Origin of the sequence: Hyphomicrobium sp. MC1 (assembly GCF_000253295.1) — a bacterium.
Taxonomy (GTDB): Bacteria; Pseudomonadota; Alphaproteobacteria; order Rhizobiales; family Hyphomicrobiaceae; genus Hyphomicrobium_B.
The window spans coordinates 2,279,519-2,305,341 of record NC_015717.1; the positions used below are offsets into that span (position 1 = coordinate 2,279,519).

General features: G+C 61.0%; 23 protein-coding genes and 1 tRNA gene. 12 read left to right on the forward strand and 12 right to left on the reverse strand.

The genetic code is table 11. From position 1 onward, the window contains the following. Window positions 1–179: 179 nt before the first annotated feature. The 3 genes from HYPMC_RS11075 to HYPMC_RS11090 form a co-directional block, all read right to left on the reverse strand. Window positions 180–749 (reverse strand): DUF6456 domain-containing protein, encoded by a 570-nt coding sequence (locus HYPMC_RS11075; protein WP_013948026.1) that lies wholly within the window; start codon window positions 747–749, stop codon window positions 180–182. Next, complete coding sequence (locus tag HYPMC_RS11080; RefSeq protein WP_013948027.1) at window positions 740–1,177, reverse strand: helix-turn-helix domain-containing protein; 438 nt, start codon at window positions 1,175–1,177, stop codon at window positions 740–742. Before HYPMC_RS11080 ends, HYPMC_RS11075 begins: the two co-directional genes overlap by 10 nt. A gap of 565 nt (window positions 1,178–1,742) precedes the next feature. After that, complete coding sequence (locus tag HYPMC_RS11090) at window positions 1,743–2,150, reverse strand: MucR family transcriptional regulator (RefSeq protein WP_024275924.1); 408 nt, start codon at window positions 2,148–2,150, stop codon at window positions 1,743–1,745. A gap of 346 nt (window positions 2,151–2,496) precedes the next feature. Here HYPMC_RS11090 and HYPMC_RS11095 point away from each other — a divergent pair, with 346 nt between their 5' ends. From HYPMC_RS11095 to HYPMC_RS11105, 3 genes are all read left to right on the forward strand, one after another. Then, a complete protein-coding gene (locus HYPMC_RS11095) occupies window positions 2,497–4,668 on the forward strand; it encodes a S9 family peptidase (protein WP_013948029.1) in 2,172 nt (723 codons plus the stop codon). 51 nt (window positions 4,669–4,719) lie between these two features. Next, entirely contained in the window at window positions 4,720–5,031 is a 312-nt protein-coding gene (locus HYPMC_RS11100) for a YciI-like protein (RefSeq protein WP_013948030.1), read from the forward strand. 164 nt (window positions 5,032–5,195) lie between these two features. Next, window positions 5,196–5,780 (forward strand): cytochrome P460 family protein, encoded by a 585-nt coding sequence (locus tag HYPMC_RS11105; RefSeq protein ID WP_013948031.1) that lies wholly within the window; start codon window positions 5,196–5,198, stop codon window positions 5,778–5,780. Between the two features lie 511 nt (window positions 5,781–6,291). Here the strand turns inward: HYPMC_RS11105 and HYPMC_RS11115 are convergent. Both HYPMC_RS11115 and HYPMC_RS11120 read right to left on the reverse strand, forming a co-directional pair. Continuing rightward, on the reverse strand, window positions 6,292–7,077 hold the full coding sequence (locus tag HYPMC_RS11115; RefSeq protein ID WP_013948034.1) for a pentapeptide repeat-containing protein: 786 nt from the start codon (window positions 7,075–7,077) through the stop codon (window positions 6,292–6,294). Window positions 7,078–7,283: 206 nt separating this feature from the next. Next, the gene (locus HYPMC_RS11120) at window positions 7,284–8,615 is read right to left on the reverse strand and encodes a hypothetical protein (protein WP_013948035.1); all 1,332 of its coding nucleotides are present in this window, start codon (window positions 8,613–8,615) and stop codon (window positions 7,284–7,286) included. A gap of 792 nt (window positions 8,616–9,407) precedes the next feature. Here HYPMC_RS11120 and HYPMC_RS11125 point away from each other — a divergent pair. Beyond that, window positions 9,408–10,550, forward strand: coding sequence for a hypothetical protein (locus HYPMC_RS11125; protein ID WP_013948036.1), 1,143 nt, complete (start codon window positions 9,408–9,410; stop codon window positions 10,548–10,550). A gap of 5 nt (window positions 10,551–10,555) precedes the next feature. On the opposite strand, the gene cutA is transcribed toward HYPMC_RS11125, so the two are convergent. Then, window positions 10,556–10,882 (reverse strand): divalent-cation tolerance protein CutA, encoded by a 327-nt coding sequence (gene cutA, locus HYPMC_RS11130; protein ID WP_013948037.1) that lies wholly within the window; start codon window positions 10,880–10,882, stop codon window positions 10,556–10,558. Window positions 10,883–11,000: 118 nt separating this feature from the next. On the opposite strand from cutA, the gene HYPMC_RS11135 reads away from it, so the two are divergent. Next, complete coding sequence (locus HYPMC_RS11135; RefSeq protein WP_013948038.1) at window positions 11,001–11,783, forward strand: NAD kinase; 783 nt, start codon at window positions 11,001–11,003, stop codon at window positions 11,781–11,783. A 307-nt stretch (window positions 11,784–12,090) separates the two neighbouring features. On the opposite strand, the gene HYPMC_RS11140 is transcribed toward HYPMC_RS11135, so the two are convergent. After that, entirely contained in the window at window positions 12,091–12,666 is a 576-nt protein-coding gene (locus HYPMC_RS11140) for a nitroreductase (protein ID WP_013948039.1), read from the reverse strand. Window positions 12,667–12,780: 114 nt separating this feature from the next. Here HYPMC_RS11140 and HYPMC_RS11145 point away from each other — a divergent pair, with 114 nt between their 5' ends. Both HYPMC_RS11145 and HYPMC_RS11150 read left to right on the forward strand, forming a co-directional pair. Next, on the forward strand, window positions 12,781–14,724 hold the full coding sequence (locus HYPMC_RS11145) for a VWA domain-containing protein (protein ID WP_013948040.1): 1,944 nt from the start codon (window positions 12,781–12,783) through the stop codon (window positions 14,722–14,724). Further along, complete coding sequence (locus tag HYPMC_RS11150) at window positions 14,721–15,794, forward strand: hypothetical protein (RefSeq protein WP_013948041.1); 1,074 nt, start codon at window positions 14,721–14,723, stop codon at window positions 15,792–15,794. Before HYPMC_RS11145 ends, HYPMC_RS11150 begins: the two co-directional genes overlap by 4 nt. Here the strand turns inward: HYPMC_RS11150 and HYPMC_RS11155 are convergent. Both HYPMC_RS11155 and HYPMC_RS11160 read right to left on the reverse strand, forming a co-directional pair. Further along, entirely contained in the window at window positions 15,781–16,365 is a 585-nt protein-coding gene (locus HYPMC_RS11155; protein ID WP_013948042.1) for a hypothetical protein, read from the reverse strand. The two genes, HYPMC_RS11150 and HYPMC_RS11155, sit on opposite strands and share 14 nt — an antisense overlap. Window positions 16,366–16,418: 53 nt before the next feature. Then, complete coding sequence (locus HYPMC_RS11160; RefSeq protein WP_013948043.1) at window positions 16,419–17,456, reverse strand: amino acid ABC transporter substrate-binding protein; 1,038 nt, start codon at window positions 17,454–17,456, stop codon at window positions 16,419–16,421. Window positions 17,457–17,643: 187 nt separating this feature from the next. Here HYPMC_RS11160 and metC point away from each other — a divergent pair, with 187 nt between their 5' ends. Further along, window positions 17,644–18,828, forward strand: a complete 1,185-nt coding sequence (metC, locus tag HYPMC_RS11165; protein WP_013948045.1) for a cystathionine beta-lyase — start codon at window positions 17,644–17,646, stop codon at window positions 18,826–18,828. Window positions 18,829–18,847: 19 nt separating this feature from the next. On the opposite strand, the gene HYPMC_RS11170 is transcribed toward metC, so the two are convergent. Continuing rightward, on the reverse strand, window positions 18,848–20,755 hold the full coding sequence (locus HYPMC_RS11170) for a murein L,D-transpeptidase (protein WP_013948046.1): 1,908 nt from the start codon (window positions 20,753–20,755) through the stop codon (window positions 18,848–18,850). Window positions 20,756–20,909: 154 nt separating this feature from the next. Next, window positions 20,910–20,985 (reverse strand) — tRNA-Arg (locus HYPMC_RS11175). A 216-nt stretch (window positions 20,986–21,201) separates the two neighbouring features. Between HYPMC_RS11175 and HYPMC_RS11180 the strand changes: the two genes are divergently transcribed. Beyond that, window positions 21,202–21,552, forward strand: coding sequence for a hypothetical protein (locus HYPMC_RS11180; RefSeq protein WP_013948047.1), 351 nt, complete (start codon window positions 21,202–21,204; stop codon window positions 21,550–21,552). Window positions 21,553–21,657: 105 nt separating this feature from the next. Beyond that, entirely contained in the window at window positions 21,658–21,984 is a 327-nt protein-coding gene (locus tag HYPMC_RS11185) for a hypothetical protein (protein WP_013948048.1), read from the forward strand. A gap of 88 nt (window positions 21,985–22,072) precedes the next feature. Here the strand turns inward: HYPMC_RS11185 and HYPMC_RS23975 are convergent, their stop codons facing one another. Next, window positions 22,073–22,549 carry a hypothetical protein gene (locus tag HYPMC_RS23975; RefSeq protein WP_013948049.1) on the reverse strand — a complete coding sequence of 159 codons (477 nt, stop codon included), beginning with the start codon at window positions 22,547–22,549 and terminating at the stop codon, window positions 22,073–22,075. A gap of 355 nt (window positions 22,550–22,904) precedes the next feature. On the opposite strand from HYPMC_RS23975, the gene ligD (HYPMC_RS11195) reads away from it, so the two are divergent. Together ligD (HYPMC_RS11195) and ligD (HYPMC_RS11200) are read left to right on the forward strand one after the other, a co-directional pair. Then, complete coding sequence (gene ligD, locus HYPMC_RS11195; protein ID WP_013948050.1) at window positions 22,905–24,584, forward strand: non-homologous end-joining DNA ligase; 1,680 nt, start codon at window positions 22,905–22,907, stop codon at window positions 24,582–24,584. A 121-nt stretch (window positions 24,585–24,705) separates the two neighbouring features. After that, window positions 24,706–25,659 (forward strand): non-homologous end-joining DNA ligase, encoded by a 954-nt coding sequence (ligD, locus tag HYPMC_RS11200; protein WP_155831227.1) that lies wholly within the window; start codon window positions 24,706–24,708, stop codon window positions 25,657–25,659. Window positions 25,660–25,823: the final 164 nt, after the last annotated feature.

The following is a 25,823-nucleotide window of genomic DNA, read 5'->3' on the forward strand; positions in this document are numbered from 1 at the left end:
GCCGGTCACCGAGACATCTAACCACCGTCATCCCGGCGCAGGCCGGGATCCAGCCAAGCGCCAAACATTCGTTGCGATGATGATTGCCTGGGTGCCGACCTCCGTCGGCATGACGATGGCGAGGGAGCGCGCGTAAGATATCAACATGCCGTCCTTGGACTCGTTCCGATGAGGCAGGTTCACCGAGGATCGATCTCGGGGCGGTAGTCGCTCGCGCCCCAGTGGCGGACGCGGACGGGACGGTCGGCGTGGGCAGTCGTCGGTGGCGGCAGCATTCCGTAATGGCGCGCTAACTGACGAAGCGCGATCTGCAGGATGATCTTGCCCGAGCGCTGCGGCCAGCCGCTTGCCTTCTCGCTGGCTTCAAGACCTTTCAAGTGACAGCAGACGTCGATCAGCACACCGGCAAGATCAGGACCGACGGCCGCCAACGCGCGCTTCACACGCTCCTTCGCCGCAACAACGGCATCGCGGATGTCGGGACCGATGTCCGGCGCGCCCTTGCCGCCACCGCCGCCAGAAAGCAGCAACGACCAGTTGGCGGTCGTGCGCGGCGTCATTTGAGCAAACCAGAAGTCCGCGCGGAGCTTTTCGCCAGCATCGAATTCGGTGTCGGTCAGCATCGGCTGGCCGTCCTTGTCCTTGCGCCGAGCGAGCCAGGCCAGCGGACTTTCGGCAAGGTTGCGTGTCGGCGTAGTACTTCCCTCTTGCGCGTTGACTGCGTTGCGGCGCGTGTTTCCTACAGCCATTGATGTTCCTCGATCTCCTCGCGCGGACTGATCCGATTGGGGGTTACGTCGCGCTGGACGAGCGTCGGCAACGCCCACCCCAAAACATCCAGCGCGCGATCGAAATTCGGGTCGTCGCGGCGGCACTCGACCTTGAGACAGGCATGCGCGACGGTGGTGCGATCGCGGCCGAACATCGTGCCGACTTCCGTCAGCGACATGCGGCAGCAAACATGTGCGAGGTACATCGCGACCTGACGCGCCTCGGCGATGTCTCGAACGCCGCGTGTTCCACTCCAGAGGAGGTCTGCATCAACGCCGAAGACGTTGGAAATCGCCAGATCGATTGCGACGCGCGTCTGGCGGTGGCGCAGGTCGTCCGCCGTTTCGCGATCGGCCACAAGACGCTGTCGCGTCTTCAGGGCCGACAAAAGCGAAGCCCGTGTCATCCCTTCTTCCCATGGTCTGACAATCGTACGGACGTTAACGCCCGTCGCGGATGAGTGAACATGTCTGGCCATTCGTCTCGGTTGTGTCATCGCCGAGCAGAATACGGGCGCCCGATACAGCGGGGATAAGTTTTTTTCGAGCGCTTACGTTCACCTTATCGGCGGCGACACTTGCGAAAGTTATCCCCGCGTTCGTCGGCGGCCTCACAGTCGCCAATCATGCACAACTGCGTATCAAATCGACACAAGACGACATCCGGCGATGCGGGGCTGTCTGTCTTTCGCAAGCGAGAGTCCAACTACGCGCCGGATGCTTTGCAACTTTTGCCCGTTTGGCCAAAGGAAATTGGCGATCGCACGGAGCAAGGACGGAGAAAAATTATCGCCATCATCGAACGGGAATTGCGGAAAGAGCGCCGTCGCGGCATTGTCGGAGACCGCGCCTACGATCTGACGCGGCACTCCCGTCTCGCCAGATTGTTAAAGCAAGAACGCGACGCGCTCGCCAAGCTTATTCACCGGTGAGTTCAGCGGTGCGGCCTGAGGAATTTGATCCGTTGCCAGATTATCTTTCGCGACGGGTGCCGAGGCCCATTTTCTTCGCAAGCTGCGAGCGGGCGTTGGCGTAATTCGGCGCGACCATCGGATAGTCGGGCGGCAGCCCCCACTTCTCGCGGTATTCTTCCGGCGACAAGTTGTAGTGCGTCCGCAAATGCCGCTTCAGCGATTTGAACTTCTTGCCGTCTTCGAGACAGATGATGAAGTCCGGCATGACGGACTTCTTGACGGCGATCTTCGGTTTCGACTCTTCGCGGTCCTGCGGCACCGTCCGCCCAGCGGCGCGGCTCAACGCGGCGTGCGTTTCGGCGATCAGGTTCGGAAGCTCGGTCGAGGCGATCGAATTGTTGCTGACGTACGCTGCGACGATCGTCGCCGTGATCGTCACAAGCTCAGGCTGGGCAGAACTGTCCATGTGCTCATCTTCCGCTTCCTCTGCCGGTCGAAAAACCTGCCCGGACCGCCCGTCCATGTCGACACCCCGCCGTTTTCCGTTTTAATCGACGAAGTCCGCCGGAAACCCCAGTAACGCGAATGCAGCCGACGAGATCAACTGGAATTCACTTGCGAAAGCTTTGACTACAGGTCGCATTCATTGTCAATCGCGGCGCAGAATTAGATTACGACATTACTAATTCTTGATCTGGGGGCATCTGCATTTGATCATTACTCGGTGACTGGAGCCGCGTTGACGTGCGCCCGCGGGCGGCCGAGAACCATCCCCCCGATCTTCACTCAAGCATCGAAAGGTTTGTAGCCCGATGACTGGTCCGACGACTGGCAGCTCCGACACGACCGTCCTTGCCGACGAGACGGCGCCGCCCTCCCCGCCGGTGGCGCGCCGCCTCCCCGTCGTCTCGACCTATCACGGCGTTACCCTTACCGACGATTACGCGTGGATCCGGGCCGACAACTGGCAGGAGGTGATGCGGCAGCCGCAAGAGTTGGCTGGGCACATCCGCGATCATCTCGACGCCGAGAACGCCTACACCAAGGCGATGATGGCGCAGACCGGGCCTCTGCAGGAGACGCTGTTCAAGGAGATGAAGGCGCGTCTCAAGGAGGATGACAGCCACGTCCCGCAACCGGACGGGCCGTTCGAATACTTCCCGCGTTTCGTCAAAGGCGGCCAGTATGCGCAGCTTTGCCGGATTCCGCGGGGGGGCTCGCAAGGCGATGCGCAGGTTCTGCTCGACGGCAACGCCGAAGCCGAAGGCAAGAGCTATTGGGACCTCGGGGCGACGGCGCACACGAACGATCACAAGCTGCTCGCCTACGCAACCGACGACAAGGGCTCGGAGCTTTACACAATCCGTATTCGCGACCTGGCGACGGGCCAAAACCTCGCCGACGAAATTCCGGATTCCCACGGCAGCCTCGAATGGTCGAGCGATGGACGCACGCTTTTCTACATCAAGGTCGACGAGCATCAGCGACCGCTGTTCGTCTACAGCCACGTACTCGGCACGCCGGTTTCCGACGACAAGCTCGTCTATGAGGAAAAGGATTCAGGCTTCTTCGTCGGGCTGTCGTCGACGCAGTCGCAGAAATTCATCCTCATCGACATTCACGATCACGATACGAGCGAAGTGCATCTGATTGACGCCGACAATCCCGCGGCCGGTCCGAGGATGGTGACGCCGCGCCGTGTCGGGCACCAGTACAGCGTCGAGCATCACGGCAAAAACCTCATCATCGCGACGAATTCAAACGATGCGGAAGATTTCCGCGTGGTGATGGCGCCGGTTGCCACGCCCGAAGAAGCCAACTGGCGCGAGATCGTCGCGCACAAACCGGGGCGACTGATCCTCGACGTCAGCGTGTTCCAGAACTTCGTGACGCGGCTTGAACGCGGGGAAAGCCTTCCGCGTATCGTCGTTACTCCGATCAAGGCGGGCGGCCGCGCCGACGATTTCTTCGACCTCAGCGGCGAGCACAGCATTGCGTTCGCTGAAGAGGCTTATGCGCTCGGCATGAGTTCAGGGTACGAGTTCGACACGACGCGTATCCGCTTCACCTATTCGTCGCTGACGACGCCCGCAGAAACCTATGACTACGATATGGCCACGCGCGAACGCACGCTGCGCAAGCGCCAGGAAATTCCGAGCGGACATAATCCAGCCGACTACGTGACGCGCCGCCTGCTCGCGCCTGCGAAGGACGGTGCGCTCGTTCCGGTGACGCTGCTCTACAAGAAGACGACGCCGCTCGATGGTTCGGCGCCGCTGTTCCTTTACGGCTACGGCGCCTATGGCATCGCGATGCCGGCTGCGTTCTCGACGGCGCGACTGTCGCTCGTCGATCGCGGTTTCATTTTCGCCATCGCGCATATTCGCGGCGGCAAGGATAAGGGCTATCGCTGGTACACCGACGGCAAGCTCAAGAAGAAGAAGAACACGTTCACCGACTTCATCGCGGCGGGCGAGCATCTCGTGTCGGAAGGCTTCACTACGCGCGGGCGGATCGTCGCCAACGGCGGCTCTGCGGGCGGCATGCTGATGGGCGCGATCGCCAACATGGCGCCTGACCTGTTCCTTGCCATCATCGCCGACGTGCCGTTCGTCGACGTCTTGAATACGATGCTCGATAAGGATCTGCCGCTGACGCCGCCGGAATGGCCGGAATGGGGAAATCCGCTGACGAGCAAGGACGACTTCGACTACATCCGCAGCTATTCGCCTTACGATAACGTCGAAGCGAAGGATTATCCGCACATCCTCGCGCTCGCGGGTCTTACCGATCCGCGCGTGACGTATTGGGAGCCGGCGAAGTGGATCGCTAAGATGCGGGCCCTCAACACGAGCGCCAATCTGGTGCTGTTGAAGACGAACATGGGCGCCGGGCATGGCGGTGCGTCGGGCCGCTTCGACGGCTTGAAGGATACGGCCTTCAACTTCTCGTTCGCGCTGGAGGTGGCGGGGCTCGGAGTGTAAGGCACGAGCCGGCGGGCGGGCGTCGCCCCGACGAGATGAGACGAGGCGATCATGCACTACGTTCTTTTTTACGATTACGTTCAGGATTACTTGGAGCGACGCGGGGCCCTTCGCGACGAGCATCTGGTCCTGGCAAGAGCGGCTGTCGAGCGGGGTGAACTCCTTCTTGGCGGCGCATTTGCAGATCCTGCGGATGGGGGCATGCTTCTCTTCTCGGGAAGCTCGCTTGCCGTAGCGGAGAATTTTGCCAAGGCCGACCCGTACGTCACCCAATGCCTCGTAACACGGTGGCGGGTGCGGGAATGGACGACAGTCGTCGGGAAAGATGCAGCCCATCCCGTGAAGGCGGTCACATCGGACTGAGCTTCGTCTCTTGCACTTTTATGACAGCGCGTGTGCAGGTCTCTCGACAAAATCGCGAGAGCCGCTAAGCTCCGTATCCTGCATATATTCCTGCAATCGAGACTGACGTTCCTTCCGTGCGTACAGGTCCGGAATATTTCCAGGCCCGATCTGGAGGCTGGTGCATGTTGCGTATTTCAACGGCTACTTCCTCAAAGACAAAGCTACTTAGCGCGTTCGCGATGATCGCGGTGCTGCTTGCCGCCGCCGCCGGATATGTCCGCGCCGCGCCTGACAAGTATAGCCTGAAAGTTCCCGACGGCCTCGCCTTCGCCGACTTCAAAGGCTACGAAGACTGGCAGACGGTAGCCGTGAGCCAAACCGACAGCGCGATGGCCGTCATCCTCGCCAATCCGATAATGATCGAGGCATATCGCTCGGGTATTCCCGAAAACGGCAAGCCGTTCCCGGAAGGCTCGAAGATCGCGAAGATCCATTGGAAGCCGGTGCCGAGCGGCGAGTCTCCGACGCCCGCGACGGTGCCCGGCACGCTTCAGAATGTCGACTTCATCGAGAAGGACAGTAAGCGCTTCGCCGACAGCGGCGGTTGGGGCTACGCGGCGTTCAACTACGATGCGTCCACCGATACGTTCTCGCCCGCGACGGCTTCCGACACGCCGCCCCAAGAGAACGACGCCAAGTGCGGATTCACCTGCCATACGATCGTGCAGGCGAAGGATTATATTTTTACGGCGTATCCGAAGAGATAGTGCTGTGTCGCCTCTTATTTGAGGCTGGGGTCATTGACTGGCCGGACCGCGGAGCTTTTCTCCGCTGACGTCTCTCGCCAAAGTAGCGTGTCGAAAGCGGGGGGATATCCGGCCGCGCGATATTCGTCCTCCGGGATCTCTGTTTCCTGCCCATCGGGAAACTTAATCCTGACGCTGTCCTGGGTCGTGAGACATTTCCAACCGTTGTGAATTCTGAAAAGACCATGCGTTTCCATTTGATGCTCCTCCAAAGAGTTCATTCGCTTGCGATGCAGCATTTGACGGGTGTCAGCCGTTCGCAGCCTCGCTCAGCGCGGAGATATGAGGCTGCGATCATAGGGAAACGAGATCCCTGCCGGTCCCACCAAATAAGAAAAGCATAAATGCCGAACCCGTCCGTAAGAGGAATTCGCTCGAATGCTATGGGCTTGTTTGTCGGCGTTTGCACATAAAAAAGCCCGCGAAGCGCGGGTCTTTCTCATTTATGCGTCGCTCCAGAAGACAGCCGGTTTCACTCAACGACGGCAAGTCCTTTTGCCTTGTCCGCGTTGCGGGCCTGCTTAAGGTTCTTGATGCCGTTGACGTTGGCGGACGTGAAATCGGCGTCCAAGAGATTAGCGCCTTTTACGTCCGCTCCATCGAAATTCGACCCGCCGAGTTCGGCGTCGTCCAAATTGGCGTCCGTCATGTCCGCACCCTTCAACGAAGAAAATTCGATCAACACCCGACGCATGTTCGCACCGCGGAACGACGCGCCGTCGAGCGTTGAATTGCGGAATGTGCCGCGCATCAGTCCCATCGACTGATTGGCCTCGTTTGGCGCCAAGTTGGCTTTATCGAAGTTCGCGTTCTGCAAATTCGCTTTACTGAAATCAGCCGCGACGTGAGCGCCGGAAAAATTCGCGCCTTGCAGGTTTGCGCCTTGGAGCTGGGTTTGAAATAGGCTTGCGCCTCGCAGCTGCGCGCCGCTCCAATTGGAGTTCAACGACCAAGCAGAATCGAGGTTCACGCCGTCGAGGTTCGAGTTCGAGAGGTTGGCGCGCATCAGGCGAGCGGCCTGTAGATTCACGCGGCGCAAATCCATCTTCGACAAATCCAGTCCGTTCAGCGCCTTTCCTGAGAGGTCGAGCTTTTCCCCTGCTTTCAGCTTAGCGAGAGCAGCACTGATGTCCGCTCGGCTCATCTCGGCCTTCGTATAGGCGTCGGAACTAAAATCGACCATGTCGGTCATGCTTTGCGCGGCAAGTGCGGGGGCGCCTAAAATCAAGAAACTTAGGACTGCCAATGCTCGCTTCATGTCAGTTCTCCAGGATCTGCATTTCGCTCAAAAAAGCCGAATACGGCGCTGGCGTATGTGACCAAAGTCACGCTGATTAGATTGGGACGAGCGAACCGAATGTTAATGATGGGCTGTCGGATCCTGAGCAGGTAATCGGTGCGTTTGCTCCCCCAAAAACAAAAAAGGCCCGCCGAAGCGGGCCTTTCGTTTCTAGGAGGCAGCGCTTAGGCTGCGACAGTGCCGAAGGTCAGCGATTTCGTAACCTCCTCGAGCGCCGTGTCGGATTTTAGTGCGATACCGATGTACCGGACTCGTCCGGCTACCTTCTCCTTTTTCACGCCAAGCTCGGCGAATTCACGGGCAAAGCTTGGAAGTGCTGCAGGCTCCTTGTTCTTAGAGTCACACCAAGAGCAATAGTCTTCATAGAGTTCAGTAGCCGTTACACTTGATCCATCACGGACCTCGACATTCTCCTTGTAGAAACGTTCGGTGTTGTTCTCGGGGACGAGGCGCGCAACCGGCGCCACGACCTTGCTTTCGACAACCGTGGGCTCTGCCTGATGCACTTCTGCGGGCGGAGCTTCGATTGCGCGCGCCGGGGCAACGGGTGTTTCGAGAGCGATCTCGAGCGACCGGTTGTCGTTGGCGCCAGAACGCGGCTTTTTCGTTTGCACGGTCACCGGTGTGAGCACCGGAACCGCCACCGCTGCCGCAGCGGTGCTTGCTTCCGTCAACGCCTTCGGCGAGACGGGCTTGGGCTGGCGATCATAAAGTCGCCACTGGCTGAATGCGACGTACATGCCGAATCCAGACCCGATCTCGAGCAGCAGGGCGACGAACAACGTCAACGCCATCTGCACGTTCTCGATCTTCACGTTCGGGAAGAACGCGTTCGCAAGCTCGGTCAAAACCTTCGCCTGCGGGTCGGCTTCCGACAGCGCAGGCGTACCTGCGGTCGCATCGATCTTCGACTTGAGCTCGGCAATATGAGCGTCGGCCTTCTTGGCCGAGGCCGCGGATGCAAGCTCGGCTTCAAGAGACGTCACCTGCTGACAGAGCTGGCGCCGCATGTTGGTCGTGACTTCTGTACAGCCTTTCGACCACTTCCATGCCTTGTCGAGCTTCAGCCCATCGATCTCGCTCTGCACCGTTTCATACGGACGATGCTGTGGGATCCAGGCCGCTTGCTCTTCCGCACGCTTCAGCTCGGTCCTCAGGTCCTGATAGACTTGAGCTTCCTGAGCGCGTTCCCCGGTCGAATCGAAGCGGTTCAACGCCGCGTGACCGAGTGCGGAGGTCATGGAATAGGTCGTTACGACCGTCCAGACCAAGGCGGACGCTGCCGCTTGCGACCAAATTCGATTGCGTACTGCGGCAAAGAAGAAAAACGGTACAAGAGCCTTCATGCAGTCGGCAGCAGCGGATGCTGCTCCGTAGATTTGGCCGTCGAGTTCGGTTCGTCCGAGACTGAAGCCAAAACGCCAGTTCATCGCAGCGGAAACGGCGAGCAATACGCCTGCTGCGAGAACCCCCAACACGCCTAAAACGTGTCTCATCGTGGTTGCCCTCTCCTGTGAAGGCCGGTCGGTAATTAAAAAAGACCGGCCACGTCGTTGTGGTCCCAGCGACCGAGGGTGCCGCCGACCAAGCTCCGGTACGCGAACGGGCAAGATTGCGAATGATCTCCGTTCGTTCGGCTGTGAGCTCCGATGTCATCCCCATGACAAATCGGCAGACGAGCGACGCGAAAACCGCACAATCAAGCAAACCAGAGCCGCCACATTCGAAGCCCGACTGGAGAATTCCGCCACGATTTCGCCGCAAGAAATCAGAGTGGAAAACTTTATCGTCCGGTTCGGACCGAAGGTGGAAAACTTACGCGAATTAAACTCCCCTCTCTTTCAGCCGTAGCTGAGTCGGGGGGCGATGTGAATCCGAAACGATAGAAGAATCAGAATTGTAGGGGCACGTGCCGACTATGACGCGAGTGTCATATGACGATGTCCACAAGCTTCCGGCAGCGGTTGAAAAGTCCCGGTTATCAAGAGGTTTTGCACCGGCCGCGTAAGTTTCGCACAAGCCTCAGATTATGGCGGGCGTGTGCCGGATGTCGTTCTTGGCATGGCGAGCACATGGCGGCCCCATGTCGCGCCCGTCACAAGGTATGACGCATTGTGCGTTTACCAAGCGCCCGGACTTGAGGCATTCTCATCTCGTGTTGGGCTTGCACATTGGAATGTGCAGCGTCGCCGGTTTTAATGGGCGGGGCTGACTGCTCATCGTTCCGGCCCGATCGTTTTCCGGACGACCGCGTGACTGATGTTCAGTGAGGTTGGTGGAGTCGCGTCATGTCACGCCCCGGTGCACTGCTGCTGATCACCGCCGGTATCGTTCTGGGAAGCCTGTACCTCTTTCCGTTCTCAGATCCTTCTGACGACCTCGCCGCCGTCACGCGCATTTCCGTCGCGCCCGACCGCACCGATCGGGAGCGAAACATCATCCCGACATTTGCGCCGACGTCTCCGTCTTGGCAAAAACCGGTTGCCGCCAATGCGAACGAGGTCGCGACAGTCGCGCTTCCGAAGCCCAGCACCTGGACGACGGTCGTGGCGGCCGGACGTTCGGTCGTGTCGCCGGTGCGATCCTCGGGCTCGTCAGATCCTGCGACCCGCACTCAGCTGGCACGCGACCTGCAGACCGAATTGCAGCGCGTCGGCTGCTATCGCGGCACAATCAACGGCAGCTGGACGCAATCGACACGGCGGGCCATGGCTGCGTTCCTGGATCGCGCCAACGCCGTGCTGCCGTACAATCAGCCTGACTACGTGTTGCTTGCGCTGGTGCAGAGCCATCAGGATGTGATGTGCTCCGCCGACTGCCCCTCCGGACAGATCATGCAGGGTGACGGCCGTTGCGTTCCCGCGGCGGTCATCGCGCAGGCCGAGAGACGGCAGAAGCGACAGGATGGACGTTGGCTGACGATCACGCGTCTTGCCGATGGACGCGCTGGCGAGCGTACTGTGGCGTCAAAGCCGGCCGAGCGCGAGGTACTGCCTTGGCAGAGAAATCAGGTCGTCGCCGATCCGCTGCCGCAGGTCGCCATTGCTCCTCGGCCTGATCCGTTGCCTGGGCGCATGTCGATCGGCGGGCCTCTCCCGCCAGAGGTGATGGCGCCTCCTTCGACTTCCGTCGTCACCGGTGCGTTGCCCGCTGTTACCGTTACGCCCAATGGGTCAGCGAAGCTCGCCGCTCTGCAATATGAGCCGGACGACGACAGTGTTTCCGACGACGCCGATGCGGCTGACGCTCTCTCGGTACCGCGCGACGGCGACATCGCGCCAGCGCACAAGGTGAAGAAATCCCGCCGCGCCGAGAGCGAGAAACGGCGGCGATATAATTCCTATGCTTACTCAGGCAAGCGCCGCCATGGCGATCCGCGTCCAGGCACGACACGCTTCAATCTCATGCAGTCGCTTGGCGGCGTATATTGACGGTCTTAAATCTCGGTGCCGTCTCTGACCCACCTCAGGTATGCGTCGCTCCCGCCCGTGACAGGGACAACAAGCACCGCGGGCGTCTCGTAGGGATGGTTGGCGACGATGTGCGCAACAGCGCGTTCGGCACCCTCGGCTGCGAGCTTGACGATCATGACGGCTTCATCCGCCGTCTCGGTGTTGCCCTTCCAGACGTAAACCGACGTCATTGACGGCAGGACGTTAACGCAGCCGGCCAGCCGCCGCTCAACCAGATCCTTGCCCAAAGCCAGGGCTGCGGCGCGATCCGGGAACGTCGCGTAAATCATCACGACGCCATCGGCTGGCATCGGGCGGCACTCTCCGCTATCCCCCGTAGGGGGCTTGTCGTTTGACGGCACTTGAGCGAGCTTCCCTGCCTTGTTTCGCAGCCTTACAACCGCGACAGCATTTACCTGAAGGGCCTTGATGGCGAAAGAAAAGCACAAATTCGAGCGCATCGCCTTCGTCGCGAGCGAAGTGCCCGAAGCGATCGAAGCCCAGGCGGCCCTGATCAAACGCTACGGCGAAACCGACCCTGCGGAGGCTGACGTCATCGTGGCGCTCGGCGGCGACGGCTTCATGTTGCAGACGCTCCATCGGTTCATCAACGACAAGATCCCGATCTACGGCATGAACCGGGGCTCGGTGGGCTTCCTGATGAACGACTACCGGGAAGAGGATCTGCTTGAGCGGCTGTCAGCGGCCGAGACGAGCCGCATCCATCCGCTGGCGATGATCGCGACGGACGCCAACGGCAAGGCGCACAAGAGCCTCGCCATCAACGAAATCTCGCTATTCCGGCAGCGCTATCAGGCCGCCAAGTTGCAGGTAGCCATCGACGACAAGATGCGGCTCGAAGAGTTGATCTGCGACGGCATCCTGGTTTCGACGCCGGCCGGCTCGACGGCTTATAACCTCTCGGCGCACGGTCCCATTCTGCCGATCAAATCTCAATTGCTGGCCGTGACGCCGATCAGTCCTTTTCGCCCGCGGCGTTGGCGTGGCGCCATCGTGCCGAGCAAGGTGCGCATCACGATCTCGGTGCTGGAGCACGAGAAACGGCCTGTCAGCGCCGTGGCCGACCACTTCGAGACGCGCAACGTCATCAAAGTCGACATCGAGCAGGCCCGCGCCATCGAACTTTACATGATGTTCGACCGCGAGCACGGCCTCGAAGAGCGCGTGCTGGCCGAGCAGTTCAGGTATTAGGTTTGATGGCGCTCGGCGACGCGCGTTCCGCGAGCCGGCGGGCTTTCTGATAGCGCGTTGCGACTCCGCTTCGCGGAGCCGGCCGCAACGCGTGGAGAACCCCAAACTAACAGGCCCTCCAGCGGGTGCTTGAGGCACGCGCGGAGGGCCATGATGTGGTCTGAAGTGCCGTTTCCCGATTTCCCGGCCGGCGGTGCTGATCCCGCGGCTCCCCGAATCGAATTTGCCAACACGTATGCCGAGAGCTTGGCATCGCATGGTTAATGCTGGCTTAATGCCGCGGTACTGATACCGCTCAGATTCAAGGTCAGTCCGGCCAATGCTTGACGATGGCTTCGAGCTTGGGGCGGTCGCGTTCCTCGGGCTTCTCCATCGGCGTGCCGACATAGATGAAACCAGCGATTTTCTCATGCTCCGTCAGGCCGAAGGCTTCGCGGACCGTGGGGCTGTAGGCGATCCACTCGCTGAGCCAGGAGGTGCCGAAGCCAAGCGCATTGGCCGCCAAGCAAAGATTGAAGCAGAGCGCGCCGACCGACAGCACCTGCTCCCACTCCGGCGCACCGGGACGCGGCTTCACCGATGAAATGACCGCTATGACCATGGGCGAGCGCATGAATCTGGCCCGCTCCATGTCGAGACGGACATGCGATGGCGGCTCGCGCTCTTCCTTTTCGCAGGCCTTAGCGAAGATTTCCCCAGCCGACGCGCGCGCATCGCCCTCAAAAACGATGAAACGCCAGGGCGAAAGCTTTTTATGATCAGGAACGCGTGTCCCGACCGTCAGAATCTTGTTGAGTTCTTCGGCCGTTGGGGCGGGTGCGGCGAGCCGGTCGGGCTTGACCGAACGTCTTGCCGCAAGAAATTCAAAAAATGCGGTATTCATGGGTTGTTCCGTACCTTTGCGTGCCCGTCTCGCTATACGAGGCGTCGGGCTGTTACAAGCCACCCGTTACAGTCAGAGTCGGGATAAGGATCGAAGCGCTAAGGTGGTGGGGGAATGATGCGGCTGAAAATATCGAGGATCGTCGCACCGCTCGTGGCGGTTGCCGTGCTGGCCGCCGTCGGCCTCGCGGCGACGCGACCCGCTCTGAGCGCCGATGCGCCGACCGCCATGCTGATCGTCGACGGATCGGGCTCGATGTGGGGCCGGCTGGCGCCTGCCAACCGGCCGAAGATCGACGTCGTGCGTGACAAGCTCGGCGCGCTTCTGACCGAGCCCTCGTCCACCCGCGTCGGCCTCATCTCGTTCGGACATCGCCGCCGCGGTGATTGCAACGACGTGGAGATGATTGCGGGTCCCGACAGCCCGCGTCAGAGCGTTCTCGATCCGCTCTCAAAGCTCAGCCCGAGAGGGCCAGGCCCGGTGACGGCGGCATTGCGCATGGCGGCGGACGCTATTGGTTCCTCACGGCCGGCGCAGATCGTTATCGTCGGCGACAATGCCGACAACTGCCGCCAGGATTCCTGCGCCGCTGCGCGCGCCATCGCGAAGTCGTCGCCCGGTGTCGTCATTCAGGTGATCGGCATCGGACTTTCCGCGAACGAACGCCCGCGCATGGCGTGCATGGCAGAGGCGACGGGCGGCCGCTTCTACGACATCGCAGATTCCAACGGACTCGATGCCGCCATCGAAGAAGCCGTGAAGCTCGCGGTTCTGTCGCCGTCCGACGTTGCAGGCGGGGAAGCCAAATCGGTGGCACCGAAAGCACCGCCGCCGCCCGCCGGAGCATCGCTACGTGCCTCGGCGGCATTGGCTGAAGGCCGCCCTCTCATTACAGCGCCGCTGACGTGGCGGATCTACAAAGCCGGGGGCGCGAAAGCGCTCGGCCAAGGCGTCGGCAAAGACATTTCAGCCAAGCTGCCGGCTGGTGATTACGACATCGAAGCCGAGCTTGGCGGCGTCAAGGCCCGGCACACGATCACGATTGCCGACGGCGAAGCACAGAGCATCATCGTCTCGCTCAACGCTGCGCATCTCCTCGCGCGCGCTGTGGCCAGCAAGAACGGACCACCCTCGCCCACCGCGACCTTGAGCGTGTCATCGAACGGCCAGCCTGTTGCCTTGAAGCGTGGCGATACGGTCGATCTCTATCTGCAGCCTGCCGAATATGGCGTGACGGCCGTCGATGGCGCGGCGCGTTCATCGCAGACGATCAATCTCGCTGCGGGAGACGACAAACGGCTCGATGTCGCGCTCTCGACTGGACGCCTCGACCTGTCGGCAACCGGCGCGAACGGCGGGGCGATCCAAGACGTGCTCTACACGGTCGAGACCGACGATCCGGAAAGTCCTGACGGCCGTCGCGAAGTGGCGCGGTCGCGCAGCCCGCAGGCGAGTTTCGTTCTGCCCGAGGGCACCTACTACATCGGGGCCAATTCCGGCAACGGCCTCACCAGCAAACGCGTCGCCATCGGCGCCGGGCAGACGGTCACGGAGACGCTTGCGATTGCTCTCGTGCCGGTCAAGATCACGGCGCTCGTTGCAGGTGTACCGGCCAAGCCCGACGACAACATTTTCTATCGTGTCGACCGCATCGACGGCGACCGCGTCAGCATTGCACGCGCCATCGGCCCGGCGCTTGACCTCAGTTTATCTCCGGGGCGCTACCGGATCAGCGCTTCGCTTGCGACCGCACACCTGTCGGCCTCGAAGGAAGTGACGCTCGACGCAGGCAAGCCTGCAAAAGCCGTCATCGATATCGCGTCGGGACAGGTCAACTTCGTGCCGACAGCCGCCGCGGTACCCGCGTTCGGCGATTTGACCTGGGAAGTCGCCAATGAAAACGGCATGCCGATCTGGCGCGCGACCGGTACGCAGGCGACCGCAATCCTGGCACCGGGAAAATATACCGTGCGCTTCGATGCGCGTAACAGTCATGGACAGGCTGCGTTCGAGGTTCGAGCGGGCCAAAGCCAGAAGCTTGAGATTGGACCCGGATGACCGAAGCGTTGCGTAGTCTAAACCTATTATCGCTGCGCCAGCGGTTGCGCTCCGTCGCTGTGCTCGTGCTGGCGGCAATGGCGTTGTCGTTCGTCGCGGCGACGGCATCGTTCGCGCAGGAGCCCGTTCCGGACGGCCCAGCGCCTGCGCCCTGGGGACCGGTCGGCGGCAAACGGCAAAACACAACGACGGTTGAGCGCGGCAAGACGAAAGGCGGCGTCCGGCTCGTTGCGTTGCTGACGGGAGACGGCCAGCAGATCGAGCAAGGTCTCATCTGGCGGGTTTTTCGAACCGTGCCGCGGTCGAACAAGTCGAAACTGGTGTTGGAATCCCGCGAAGCCAGCCCGCTGGTGAAGCTTCCACCCGGTGAATACACCGTCAACGCCGCCTTCGGGCGAGCGAACCTGACGCGAAAAATCGTCATCAAGCCGGATGGGCCGCCATTCGAGCCGTTCGTGCTGAATGCGGGTGGACTTCGCGTCGCGGCGATGATCGGCGGCAAGCCAGCGCCGCCCGGCGCGGTCTCGTATTCAATCTACACCGATGATCGCGACGAGTTCGAAGGCAATTCTGCGGTTATCACCGGCGCCAAACCGAACCTGATCATTCGCCTCAATTCCGGCATCTACCGGATCGTCTCGATTTACGGCGACGCCAACGCCAAGATCGAGGCGGACGTGACCGTCGAAGCGGGCAAGCTGACGGAGACGACAGTAACGCACACAGGCGGCAAGGCGACGTTCAAGCTCGTCACGCGGGCGGGCGGCGAAGCGGTGCCCGACACGCGTTGGACGATCCAGACGACGGAAGGCGATACCGTGAAAGAGAGCGTCGGCGCACTGCCGACGCATGTGCTGGCGCCTGGGAAATACCTAGTGACAGCATCTTCGGGCGGCCGTCTCTACCAGAACTCGTTCGAGATCAAGGACGGCGACAACATCAGCGTCGAAGTGCTGATGGCCAGCGCGACCGACGACAACAGCAATCGGGTGTCGAGCGGCGCGACGACGATCGCTCCAACAATCGCCCCAACGTCCGGCGGCATGCCGATGGATTTCAGAAATCCGTAAGGACCCAATCGGTCGGACAGCCGTTATCGCGCATGCGCTTTTCGATCTGCGCATGTTGCGCGGTATCACCGCCTTCGAGGCAGGCTGTGCGCGCCAACTGCCATTGCTCGCAAGCGCTCGTGAGATCGCCCGCTTCGTGCGCTGCTTCACCCAGCGCCAGGCGCGCTGCGGCGTGAGCCGAATGTGGGCCGTGAAGCGCGCCATTCCCGGCGGCTGAGCGAAGCGCTTCCATCCGTGCACTCTGATCGCCTGCGCGGGCGTAAGCGGCGGCGAGATCGAGATAAAGTCCGGCAAGCGCCGTCTTTTCACCGTGGGCAGCCGCACTGTCGATTTTCGCTGCAATCGTCTCGGCGGTTTCGAGTGGCTTCTGCAAAGGCGGTGCTGCGGCTTCCGGCGACGGCTGCGCAACGGCGTGGAAAGGCTCGACGAGGCTATCCGAAGACGCTGGCAGAGCCCCGCGGCGATAACGCCGGGATGACCGCCACAGATAGAGGAGCATCAGGATGACGGCGACCGGGATCGCAAAGACGATCAGTTCAAGCAACATGTGATACGTCGCTGGGATTCCCATCACCCTTCCCCATCGTCACGCCCGCTGCCGCAATTCCCCCTGCGGCGAAACTATCAGCGGAACGGCGCCGAGTACATGAGACCGCCCTTGCTCCACAAGTTGTTGAGGCCGCGATCGAGTTTCAGCGATGAGCTTTGGCCGAGCGTGCGTTCAAAGATCTCGCCATAGTTGCCGACGTCGTGAACGACCTGATAGGCCCAGTCGCGCGGCAATCCGAGCGGCGCGCCTAGATCGGCATCGAGGCCCAGGAAGCGACGGACCTCGTGCGAGGGTGACGCCTTCATGGTGTCGACGTTGCTGCTGGAAATATTCATTTCTTCCGCGGCAACGAGTGCCATCATCACCCAGCGGACGACGGCGAACCAGCCATCATCACCAAGCCGCACAGCCGGGCCGTACGGTTCCTTCGTAATCAATTCCGGCAGCAGCATCTGATCGGCGCCGCTGGCCAAGCGGCTCTTTTCGAAGGCGAGCAACGTCATGTCGCCGGTCAGCACCGTACAGCCGCCGTCGGAATAGGTTTTGACCAGATCCTCCCAGCGATCGGACTGGATGAGTTGGTAACGCATCTTCCGGCTGCCGAAGTAATCGGAGATTGCGGTCTCATCGCTCGTTCCCGCCAGAACGCAGATCGAAGCGCCAGACAGCTCAAGAACGCTGGCGATCGAGTGATTGCGCGGAATGATGAAGCCCTGGCCATCGTAATAAAGCGTACCCACGAAGCGGGCACTGAGTTCTGTATCGCGCGTCAGCGTCCATGCCGTCGCGCCGAGAAGAACGTCAACCTCATCATCCTGCAGCGATTTGAAGCGATCGCTGGCGTTGAGGCTCAGGAGTTTCACTGCGTCACGGTCGCCAAAGATGGCGGCGGCCAGCGCTGAGCAGAATTCGACGTCCATGCCGCTCCAGGCACCGCGCGGGCTCACCTCGCTGAAGCCCGGTGCATGGTCCTGGACACCGCAGACGACCTTGCCACGGGCTTTGATTGTGTCGAGGATACTGATCGGTGCGCTTTCGGCCTCGGACGCCACCCCCAGCGCGACCACGAACAGCGCGATTGCTGCCGCCAAGACCCGCACAACGATGTTCATCTGCACTCTTCCGGCCAATGCTTCACTCGGGTCTCATCATTCCATACACGGAGCAGACAAAAGCGACGGGAGCGCCCATCGGTCCTAGCGCGCAGCCAGACATCTCGCGTCAGCGCGCAATGGTCAAGGCCTTGACCGGCAACCAAACTTGCGTCACGACGGCCGAACCCGCCCGGAGAGCTTTAGAATGACTGTAAAGAAGGAAGGTTCCGAGCGCGGAGAGCGTCCCGAGACCGACGTCGTGCACCTGGGGCGAAAGCCGTTCGAACAGCACGGCTTCGTCAATACGCCCGTCTATCGGGGATCGACGGTTCTCTATCCGACGCTCGACGCCCTTCGCGCCTATTCGCAGCCCTACACCTACGGCCGCCGCGCCACGCCGACGACGCGCGCGCTCGAAGAGGCAATCACGCAGCTGGAAGGCGGCGCCGCGACGATCTTGACGTCGTCCGGCCTCGGCGCGATCTCGACGGCGATTTTGGCATTCGCCGAGGCGGGCGATCACGTCCTGATCCTCGACAGCGTCTATCAGCCGGCCCGCACGTTCGCAGACAAAATGCTGACGCGGCTCGGCGTGGAGGTCACCTATTACGATCCGCTGATCGGCGCCGACATCGCGAAACTGTTCCGCCCGAATACACGCCTCGTCATGGTTGAGGCGCCGGGCTCGCAGACGTTCGAGATGCAGGACATTCCAGCGATTGCGGCGGCGGCTCACGCCAAGAACATCTGGGTGTTGGCCGATAACACGTGGGCGACGCCGCTCTTCTGCAAGCCGCTGGCGCTCGGCGCGGATGTGTCCATCCAGGCGGCGACCAAGTACATCGTGGGTCATGCCGATGCGATGCTTGGTACCGTCACGGCCAATGCGCGAGCCGCAAAGTTCATCGACGATGCGAAAGAACGGCTCGGCACCTGTCCCGGCTCGGAAGAAACGTATCTCGGCTTGCGCGGGCTGAGAACGCTCGCGGTGCGGCTCCAGCAGCATCAGCGCTCAGGCATTGCGGTCGCGGAATGGCTGGCGGCGCGGCCCGAGGTTGACCGCGTTCTCCATCCGGCATTGCCGAACGATCCGGGCCACGCGATCTGGAAACGCGACTTTACCGGCGCCTGCGGTTTGTTCTCGATCGTTCTCAAGCCCGTGCCACAGAAAGCGCTGGCGGCGTTCCTTGACGGATTGAAGCTGTTCGGGATGGGATATTCCTGGGGCGGATACGAAAGCCTCGTCGTGCCCTTCGACCCGACATCCTACCGCACGGCGACGCGCTGGCAGGGTCCGGGACCGGCACTGCGATTCCACATCGGCCTCGAAGCGGTCGAGGATCTCATTGCTGATCTTGCCGCTGGATTCGAACGGATGAAGAGCGCCTGAGAATGGCGCTCTTTTCCATTTAGAAGCCAAGCACCTGGCGAATGATATCGCCGACGCCGCCATCGTACTTGCGATAGCTGCCGCCGCTATTGGTCAGGCCCATCGGCGGGGTGAGACGGTCGCTGCTGCGAGTGAAGCGCACCGCTTTCAATGCCGCGGTATCGAGCGGCGGCGCCGTCGCAACGTCGATTGCGTCCCACTTGCCCGCAAGCGCCTGCTCGATGCGCTTTTGATGGCCGTACCAATCGTCGTAGTAGTGGGCCTTGCCGCCATCATCGACCCAGACCGTGAAATAGCCGACGTGGACGGGAATAGGCCTTTCGAGCTTGACCTCGTTGTCCATCGGACCGCGCTGAATGAGCTGTTTCACGTTGGGCGCGGCGTCGCCCCTATCGATGTCCAGGATGGTCTGGGCGAAGACCTGCGGATTGCGTACACGCATGCAGCCGTGGCTGTAGAGCCTGACGGGCTTGTCGAAGAGATATTTCGACGGCGTGTCGTGCAGGTAGACCGAGTGCTTGTTCGGAAAGAGCAGCTTCACGACGCCGAGCGCGTTGTCGTCGCCTGCGGGCTGATAGAAGTTGTAGGCACTCAAGTTGGCTTTCGCCCAGTTGACCTTGGTGCTGTCGATGCGGCGGCCGTTTCGCATGACGACATACCCCTGGCTCTCGATGGAGCGGCCTGACAGCAGCATAGAGAGCTTGATCGAATCCGGGATGTTCCAGCGCGGATTGAGGACGATTGTCGTCATATCCTTGGAGAAGATCGGGGTCTCCTTGTCGGCGGTGCCGACGACGACGCGATCGCTGAACAGCGTCTTACCGTCTTCTGTCAGTGCAATTGAGAATGAGGGCACGTTGACCAGGATGTGCGTATCGCCGAGAGAGCGCGGCATCCAGCGCCACTCTTCCATATTGGCAATGACGGCTTCGATCTTGTCGGCTGCCGATTTCGTATCGTCACCAGCCAGCGCCGTGCGTGTCGCAGGACCTACGAAACCGTCGGCGGCGAGGCCGTTCTGTTCCTGAAATTGCTTGATCGCCGTTTCGAGCGCATCGTTGAACAGCGAAGCATCGTCGCCTGACGTTGCAATCGCAAAGCGCTGCTTCAATATTGCGACGTCGGGCGAGCGAACGCCATTCGCGAGCATTGCGCCGCGCTTCGGAATTTGCGGCACGACCGGCTTGCTTTCATGCTCGCCGCGCAGGCTGGCGAGCAGAGCTTTCAGCTTCAGGAACTGATCCTGCTGGGGCTGGAAACCCCGCAGCACTGCATCAGGGTCGGGCCTGTCAGCAATCTGTGCCAGAACGCCGGAGGCTGGCGTAATGACCGGCTTGCGATCGAGATAATAGGAAAGCTGCTTTTCGGGGTCCGGAATGCGTGCGCCTTCGGCCTGATGGGCGTAGCGCAGAATTGCACCGGTGATTGCAATGTCGGCTGCAGCGAGTTCTTCGGGCGAGGATTGTCCGTCACCGAGCATTTTCGTAGCGGCAGTGACGTTGAAATCGGAGGCGTCGAGACCCCATTCGCCAGCGCGGCCCAATTCGGCGATCGCGAGGTCAGCGGCGTGCGTCAGTCCCTTATCGTCGACCCACAGCGGTCGGCATTGCCGACCTTGATAGAATGAGACGACGGCGGCGCGGTCGCTTGTATCGAAGGCCAGCGTGGTCGAAAGCTTGGTGCAAAGCGCCGCTGGGACACCGGTCAGGGGAGCTGGCGTTTCCGCGGGCGGTGTCGAAATGGCTTGCGCGGCTTCGATGTTCGGAACGTTGGGGGGCGGCGCGGCATCCTCGGCAATGGCGAGCCCAGGGATCTGCACGACGGCAAGGGCGCCGCATATCATGAACGGCCTGACGTGCGACCCGATGAGCGACCGGCCGCTCCAGGACTTGGATAGAACGTGAGGGCCGCGGGGGGACAAGGTCATGGTACGCACTCGCTACATTTCGGTGGTGACCGTGGGCAAAGCTAACCTAAGCAAGCTTCGCTCGGCTTCCAGCATAAGATTTTAAATCGTGCTCCAAGGTTAAATGTTAATAACGGGCGCCGTTGCAATTTCCTTCGCAATAGATGCCAACGCGTGGCGATCCCGGCAGGGCTCGAACCTGCAACCTTCGGAGTCGAATTCCGACGCTCTATCCATTGAGCCACGGGACCAGATGTGACGCCTGTGTGCGACGACTGCGTGAAACCAACAATCGCCGCTTTCTGAAGTCAGTATCTTCGCAACGCGAACGATGTGATTCCATCGCAATGATTGCATATTCCAGACAGTTGATAAACGCGATCATGAGTGGAACCGGCGATCAACGTTCGAGTTAGCGAAGAAAGCGGGGATGTTGGCTTTTTTCGTCAGGGGGACACTGTCGAGATATGACTTTCATCGAGCAAGCCTGCCATCGGCAGGCCGTTGAGCTTTGGAGAAACCGGCCGAATCTGCACGACTGGCGTCTGCGCATCTTTTCGCAAATTTTGCGGTATTGCGAGATTTCCGGCGAGCGCCCGACCACATCCGCATCCATCGTATTGCTCAGAGGCGTGGCGGCGGTGGGGGCAGATGCCTACCGCAAGAATGCTCCAGCATTATCGGAGCTGCGGCATTCCCTGGCGTCCGAACCGCAGATGGTCGTGCGCAAGCTGATTGAGTTTTATGCCAAAGCCGAAGACGAGCTTCGTCTCCATCGCGAGATTGTGGCGCGGATGCTGCCGGAACGCGGGCGTTAGCGGCTATCTCGTTACCTTCTTTTCGAGCCAACGGGACGCGGAACCATCCGCGTCCGGGGTCCGTTTCCGGACTGCAAACGGCAACAAGAAAAGGAGAGAAACGCGATGAAAGGCTTCAAAGTCGGCGCCGCTGCATTGGCCCTCGTGGCAGCCGGCTCGCTCAGCGCGATGGCTGCGGACTATAGTTCCGGCGTCAGACCTGAGGTGCCGGGCAGCAAGCCAACAACGGTGACGCCTGCTCCCGCGAACGAAGGCGCGAGCACGGGCGAATCCGGCGCGACGAGCCCGGCAGGCATCCCGGCGGATCCGACAACGAACGAAAATGTTCAGCCCGGCCCTTCGACGGGAACACCGAATGACCCCGCGGCAGGGTCGAACCCAGGCGCTCGCGTCCCAAGCTCGCCTCCGGGAACGGGAAGCTCCAGCCCGTAACTCGATCTTCCAATCGGCATAAAGACAGAAGGCTCCGGATGCATTCCGGAGCCTTCTGCTTGGACGCTGTCTCTCTATCGAGGCGCGTTCAATCTACGCATGCCTGATAGCGCCGCCACCAGTACGGGCTACCCGTACGCACGGCCCGGCGATACAGCCAGCCGCAATCGTCGCCGGCGTCATAATAGTAATCGTCATAATAGCCGTAACCGTAATATGGCCAGCCGCCATAGGCATAAATCGGATAGCCGCGCCAACGGCGTCCATGCCGCCAATACTTGCTGCCACCACGCCAGCGATTGGCGTTGGCGTATCCGTATCTCCTGCCGGGGCGAAAGACACGGCCGCCGTTCGGAACGCGCGCGAAATTGCGCGGCCCGCGATACACTTGCCCGCGAAAAGCTCGCGGCCCGCTGAAGCCCGGTCCACCACGGAAGCCGCCACCTCCACCGTGGAAGCCACCGCCGCCGTGGAAGCCGCCACCTCCACTTCGCGCATCGGCAGTCGCGCTGCCGAGCGCCAGGAGCAACGCAGCTCCCAGCGCCGCGATCATCTTGAGGTTCATACTAAAAACTCCTTAGGTCTCTCAGGTGGATGCCCTCACGACATCCTTAGCGACTAAACTTCCGGGTAAATGTCGCAGTTCCGGAAGGGAACTCTTTGAGGTGGCGCAAACGCAAGTCCGTTCGTTGCAGGGAAATGGAATTGCCCAGCGGTCGAAATGTTGTGGAACAAGACGTGCCCGGTTGCCGTTGGATAGCCAGACGGATGCACCAGCGTACGTCAGGCGCCTGTCAAACGGCGCCCGGGCCGCTCGGGAGCCTTGCGCTCCCAGCGGCTTTGCTTTGATCTACGTCTAGCGCGCAGGCATTGCCGAGCCTTACACTTGTCGCGGCGAGCCCTGGTCCGGATGCAGTCGAATGGCGAAGAGAAAGCTTTCCGAATACCGCGCCAAGCGTGATTTCACCAAAACGGCGGAACCCAGCGGCACGTCGGTGGTCCGTCCGGCGCAGCATTTGCGTTTCGTCATTCAGAAACACGACGCGACACGGCTGCATTATGACTTCCGGCTAGAACTCGACGGCGTGTTCAAATCGTGGGCCGTGACGCGCGGTCCCTCCGTCGATCCGAAAGATAAGCGCCTTGCCGTCGAGGTCGAAGATCATCCGCTCGACTACGGCGATTTCGAAGGCACCATTCCCAAAGGTCAATATGGCGGCGGCACCGTGATGCTGTGGGACCGCGGTTTCTGGGCGCCGGTCGGAGACAAGAGCCCAGAACAACAACTGCGCGACGGCGAATTGAAATTCGTGCTCGCAGGCGAGAAGCTCAAAGGCAGCTGGGTACTCGTCAAAATGAAAAACGATCGCTACGGCGGCGGCAAGCGCAATAACTGGCTGCTCATCAAGCATAAGGACGAAGGCGCGCGCGCGGGTGACGCCGACAAGATCCTGTCGCAGGATCGCTCCGTCGCCTCGAAGCGGACGATGACGCAGATCGCAGCGGGCGAAGGCCATGGACCCGAACCTTTCATTCTTCGCGGGCGGCGCGCCAAGCGGCCCGATGCGGTCTGGCATTCGAACGCATCACCGGATGACGATGAGCCTAAGCCTGCAGCCCGAAAGAAACCGCTGAAACGGACACCCGTTCGCAAGATGCGCAAGACAGGAACCAAGTCGCAATCGGATGCGCCGTCAACCGCCGACAAAGTGCTCGGCATCGCGATCTCTCACCCAGAGAAAGAGCTTTGGCCCGGCGGCACGGGCGAGGCCGTCAGCAAGCTCGATCTTGCGCATTATCTAGAAACGGTCGGTGAGTGGATGCTGCCTCATATCAAGGGGCGGCCCTGCTCCGTCATTCGCGCGCCCGACGGCATCGACGGGCAGAGCTTCTTTCAGCGTCACGCCATGCGCGGGATGTCGCCGGAAATCGACCTCGTGAAAATATCGGGCGATCGCGAGCCTTATATTGAAGTCAATTCGGTGGAAGGCCTGATCGCGCTCGGCCAGATCGCAGCGCTCGAATTTCATCCGTGGAACTGCGCTCCGTTCGAACCCGATGTTCCGGGGCGGCTCGTGTTCGATCTCGATCCGGCGCCGGATGTCGATTTCGGCCGCGTTGTCGTGGCGGCCAACGAACTGCGCGAGCGGCTCGAAGATGTCGGTCTTGTCGCATTCTGCAAGACCACTGGCGGCAAGGGAATTCACGTCGTGACGCCCCTGAAGACACGCGGCGGCGCGGGCGTGGGGTGGGACGAAGCTAAAGCGTTCGCGGGCGCCTTGTGCCAACAGATGGCCAAGGACAGCCCCGACGCCTATCTCATCAAGATGACCAAGAAGCTGCGCAAGGGCCGCATTTTTCTGGATTACCTGCGCAATGATCGCATGGCGACTGCCGTTGCACCATTGTCTCCGCGTGCGCGGCCAGGGGCGACCGTGTCGATGCCGCTGACGTGGGCGCAAGTGAAACAAGGGCTCGATCCCAAACGCTTCACCGTGCACAGCGTACCTGCGCTCCTCAAAAAATCATCCGCATGGAAGGACTATTGCGACAGCGAGCGGCCGCTGAAGACCGCGATCAAGAAACTTCTAGGATCGTGAGCCTGTGCGAAAAGCAGCGCCGGTAAAACGCCCGCGATCGGTCCCGTTGAAGGCTTCGGCGCTAAAATCCGGGCGCGGTCTAGTCTCTCCATCCAAAATCGAAGGCGCGGTCAAGTCGGCCATGCCGTCATTCGTTGAGCCTTGCCTGGCGACGCTCGTCGCGAAGCCGCCAATCGGCGAGGAATGGGTGCACGAGATCAAGTTCGACGGCTATCGCATTCAGGCCCGCATCGACCGTAACGACGTTCGCTTGCTGACGCGCAACGGGCTCGACTGGACCGATCGTTTCGGCGGGCTTGCAAAGGCGCTCGCCGAATTTCATCGCGGAAAAGCCATCATCGATGGCGAGCTTGTCGTCGAAGACGCGAATGGTCATTCGAGCTTTTCGGCGCTCGCCGCCGCGCTGAAAAGCGGGCGCAGTGAAAAGTTCGTTCTGCACTGTTTCGATCTTCTCTATCTCGATGGCCTCAATCTCATCGGCGCGACGCTGCGAGATCGCAAACGTCTGCTTGAGAAGCTCTTCGTGCGCCGGGCGAAGGCCGGCCCGATCCGATACAGCGGGCATCTCGCCGTTGACGGCGCACGCATGCTTTCAGATGCTTGCAGTCTCGGCCTCGAAGGCATCATTTCGAAGCGGATCGACCGGCCCTATCGCTCGGGCCGGCACGACGACTGGCTGAAATCGAAATGTATTCAGGTCGATGAGTTCGTGATCGTCGGCTACCTCGTCTCGAGCGCCGGGCCGAACGCGGTCGGCGCGCTGGTCGTCGGCTATTACGACAAGAAGCGATTGATCTATGCCGGACGGGTTGGCACCGGGTACACGCATCGAACCGCGGCCGACCTGATGCGCAGGCTGAGGCCGCTTCATGTCGATGCGCCCCCGGTCCAGGGACCGCTGACGAATCTGCAGCGCAGAGACGTCGTCTGGGTCCGTCCCGATCTTGTGGCACAGATCGAGTATCGTGCCTGGACGGGCGATGGGTTGCTGAGACACGCGGCGTTCAAAGGCTTGCGGGAAGATAAGCCCGCAAAAGACGTTCGCCGCCCTATCACTAAAGTGATCGAGACTTAAATATCTCAGGTGAAGGGGAAGAACATCGTCTGAGCCAAGTGCGGCGTCAGGAACATCCACATCCAAAGCGCAAAGAACGGGTGCATTTCGAGCCTCCTGAATTTGCTGTTGCAATCAGGCGAGATCGCGACCCGTCTCACATTTTACGAGAAACCGCTGTGGAC

Coding starts and splice junctions, on each gene's coding strand:
- HYPMC_RS11075 (WP_013948026.1), bottom strand. CDS start 749: ATGGCTGTAGGAAACACGCGCCGCAACGCAGTCAACGCGCAAGAGGGA.
- HYPMC_RS11080 (WP_013948027.1), bottom strand. CDS start 1,177: ATGACACGGGCTTCGCTTTTGTCGGCCCTGAAGACGCGACAGCGTCTT.
- HYPMC_RS11090 (WP_024275924.1), bottom strand. CDS start 2,150: ATGGACAGTTCTGCCCAGCCTGAGCTTGTGACGATCACGGCGACGATC.
- HYPMC_RS11095 (WP_013948029.1), top strand. CDS start 2,497: ATGACTGGTCCGACGACTGGCAGCTCCGACACGACCGTCCTTGCCGAC.
- HYPMC_RS11100 (WP_013948030.1), top strand. CDS start 4,720: ATGCACTACGTTCTTTTTTACGATTACGTTCAGGATTACTTGGAGCGA.
- HYPMC_RS11105 (WP_013948031.1), top strand. CDS start 5,196: ATGTTGCGTATTTCAACGGCTACTTCCTCAAAGACAAAGCTACTTAGC.
- HYPMC_RS11115 (WP_013948034.1), bottom strand. CDS start 7,077: ATGAAGCGAGCATTGGCAGTCCTAAGTTTCTTGATTTTAGGCGCCCCC.
- HYPMC_RS11120 (WP_013948035.1), bottom strand. CDS start 8,615: ATGAGACACGTTTTAGGCGTGTTGGGGGTTCTCGCAGCAGGCGTATTG.
- HYPMC_RS11125 (WP_013948036.1), top strand. CDS start 9,408: ATGTCACGCCCCGGTGCACTGCTGCTGATCACCGCCGGTATCGTTCTG.
- cutA (WP_013948037.1), bottom strand. CDS start 10,882: ATGCCAGCCGATGGCGTCGTGATGATTTACGCGACGTTCCCGGATCGC.
- HYPMC_RS11135 (WP_013948038.1), top strand. CDS start 11,001: ATGGCGAAAGAAAAGCACAAATTCGAGCGCATCGCCTTCGTCGCGAGC.
- HYPMC_RS11140 (WP_013948039.1), bottom strand. CDS start 12,666: ATGAATACCGCATTTTTTGAATTTCTTGCGGCAAGACGTTCGGTCAAG.
- HYPMC_RS11145 (WP_013948040.1), top strand. CDS start 12,781: ATGATGCGGCTGAAAATATCGAGGATCGTCGCACCGCTCGTGGCGGTT.
- HYPMC_RS11150 (WP_013948041.1), top strand. CDS start 14,721: ATGACCGAAGCGTTGCGTAGTCTAAACCTATTATCGCTGCGCCAGCGG.
- HYPMC_RS11155 (WP_013948042.1), bottom strand. CDS start 16,365: ATGGGAATCCCAGCGACGTATCACATGTTGCTTGAACTGATCGTCTTT.
- HYPMC_RS11160 (WP_013948043.1), bottom strand. CDS start 17,456: ATGAACATCGTTGTGCGGGTCTTGGCGGCAGCAATCGCGCTGTTCGTG.
- metC (WP_013948045.1), top strand. CDS start 17,644: ATGACTGTAAAGAAGGAAGGTTCCGAGCGCGGAGAGCGTCCCGAGACC.
- HYPMC_RS11170 (WP_013948046.1), bottom strand. CDS start 20,755: ATGACCTTGTCCCCCCGCGGCCCTCACGTTCTATCCAAGTCCTGGAGC.
- HYPMC_RS11180 (WP_013948047.1), top strand. CDS start 21,202: ATGACTTTCATCGAGCAAGCCTGCCATCGGCAGGCCGTTGAGCTTTGG.
- HYPMC_RS11185 (WP_013948048.1), top strand. CDS start 21,658: ATGAAAGGCTTCAAAGTCGGCGCCGCTGCATTGGCCCTCGTGGCAGCC.
- HYPMC_RS23975 (WP_013948049.1), bottom strand. CDS start 22,549: ATGAACCTCAAGATGATCGCGGCGCTGGGAGCTGCGTTGCTCCTGGCG.
- ligD (WP_013948050.1), top strand. CDS start 22,905: ATGGCGAAGAGAAAGCTTTCCGAATACCGCGCCAAGCGTGATTTCACC.
- ligD (WP_155831227.1), top strand. CDS start 24,706: ATGCCGTCATTCGTTGAGCCTTGCCTGGCGACGCTCGTCGCGAAGCCG.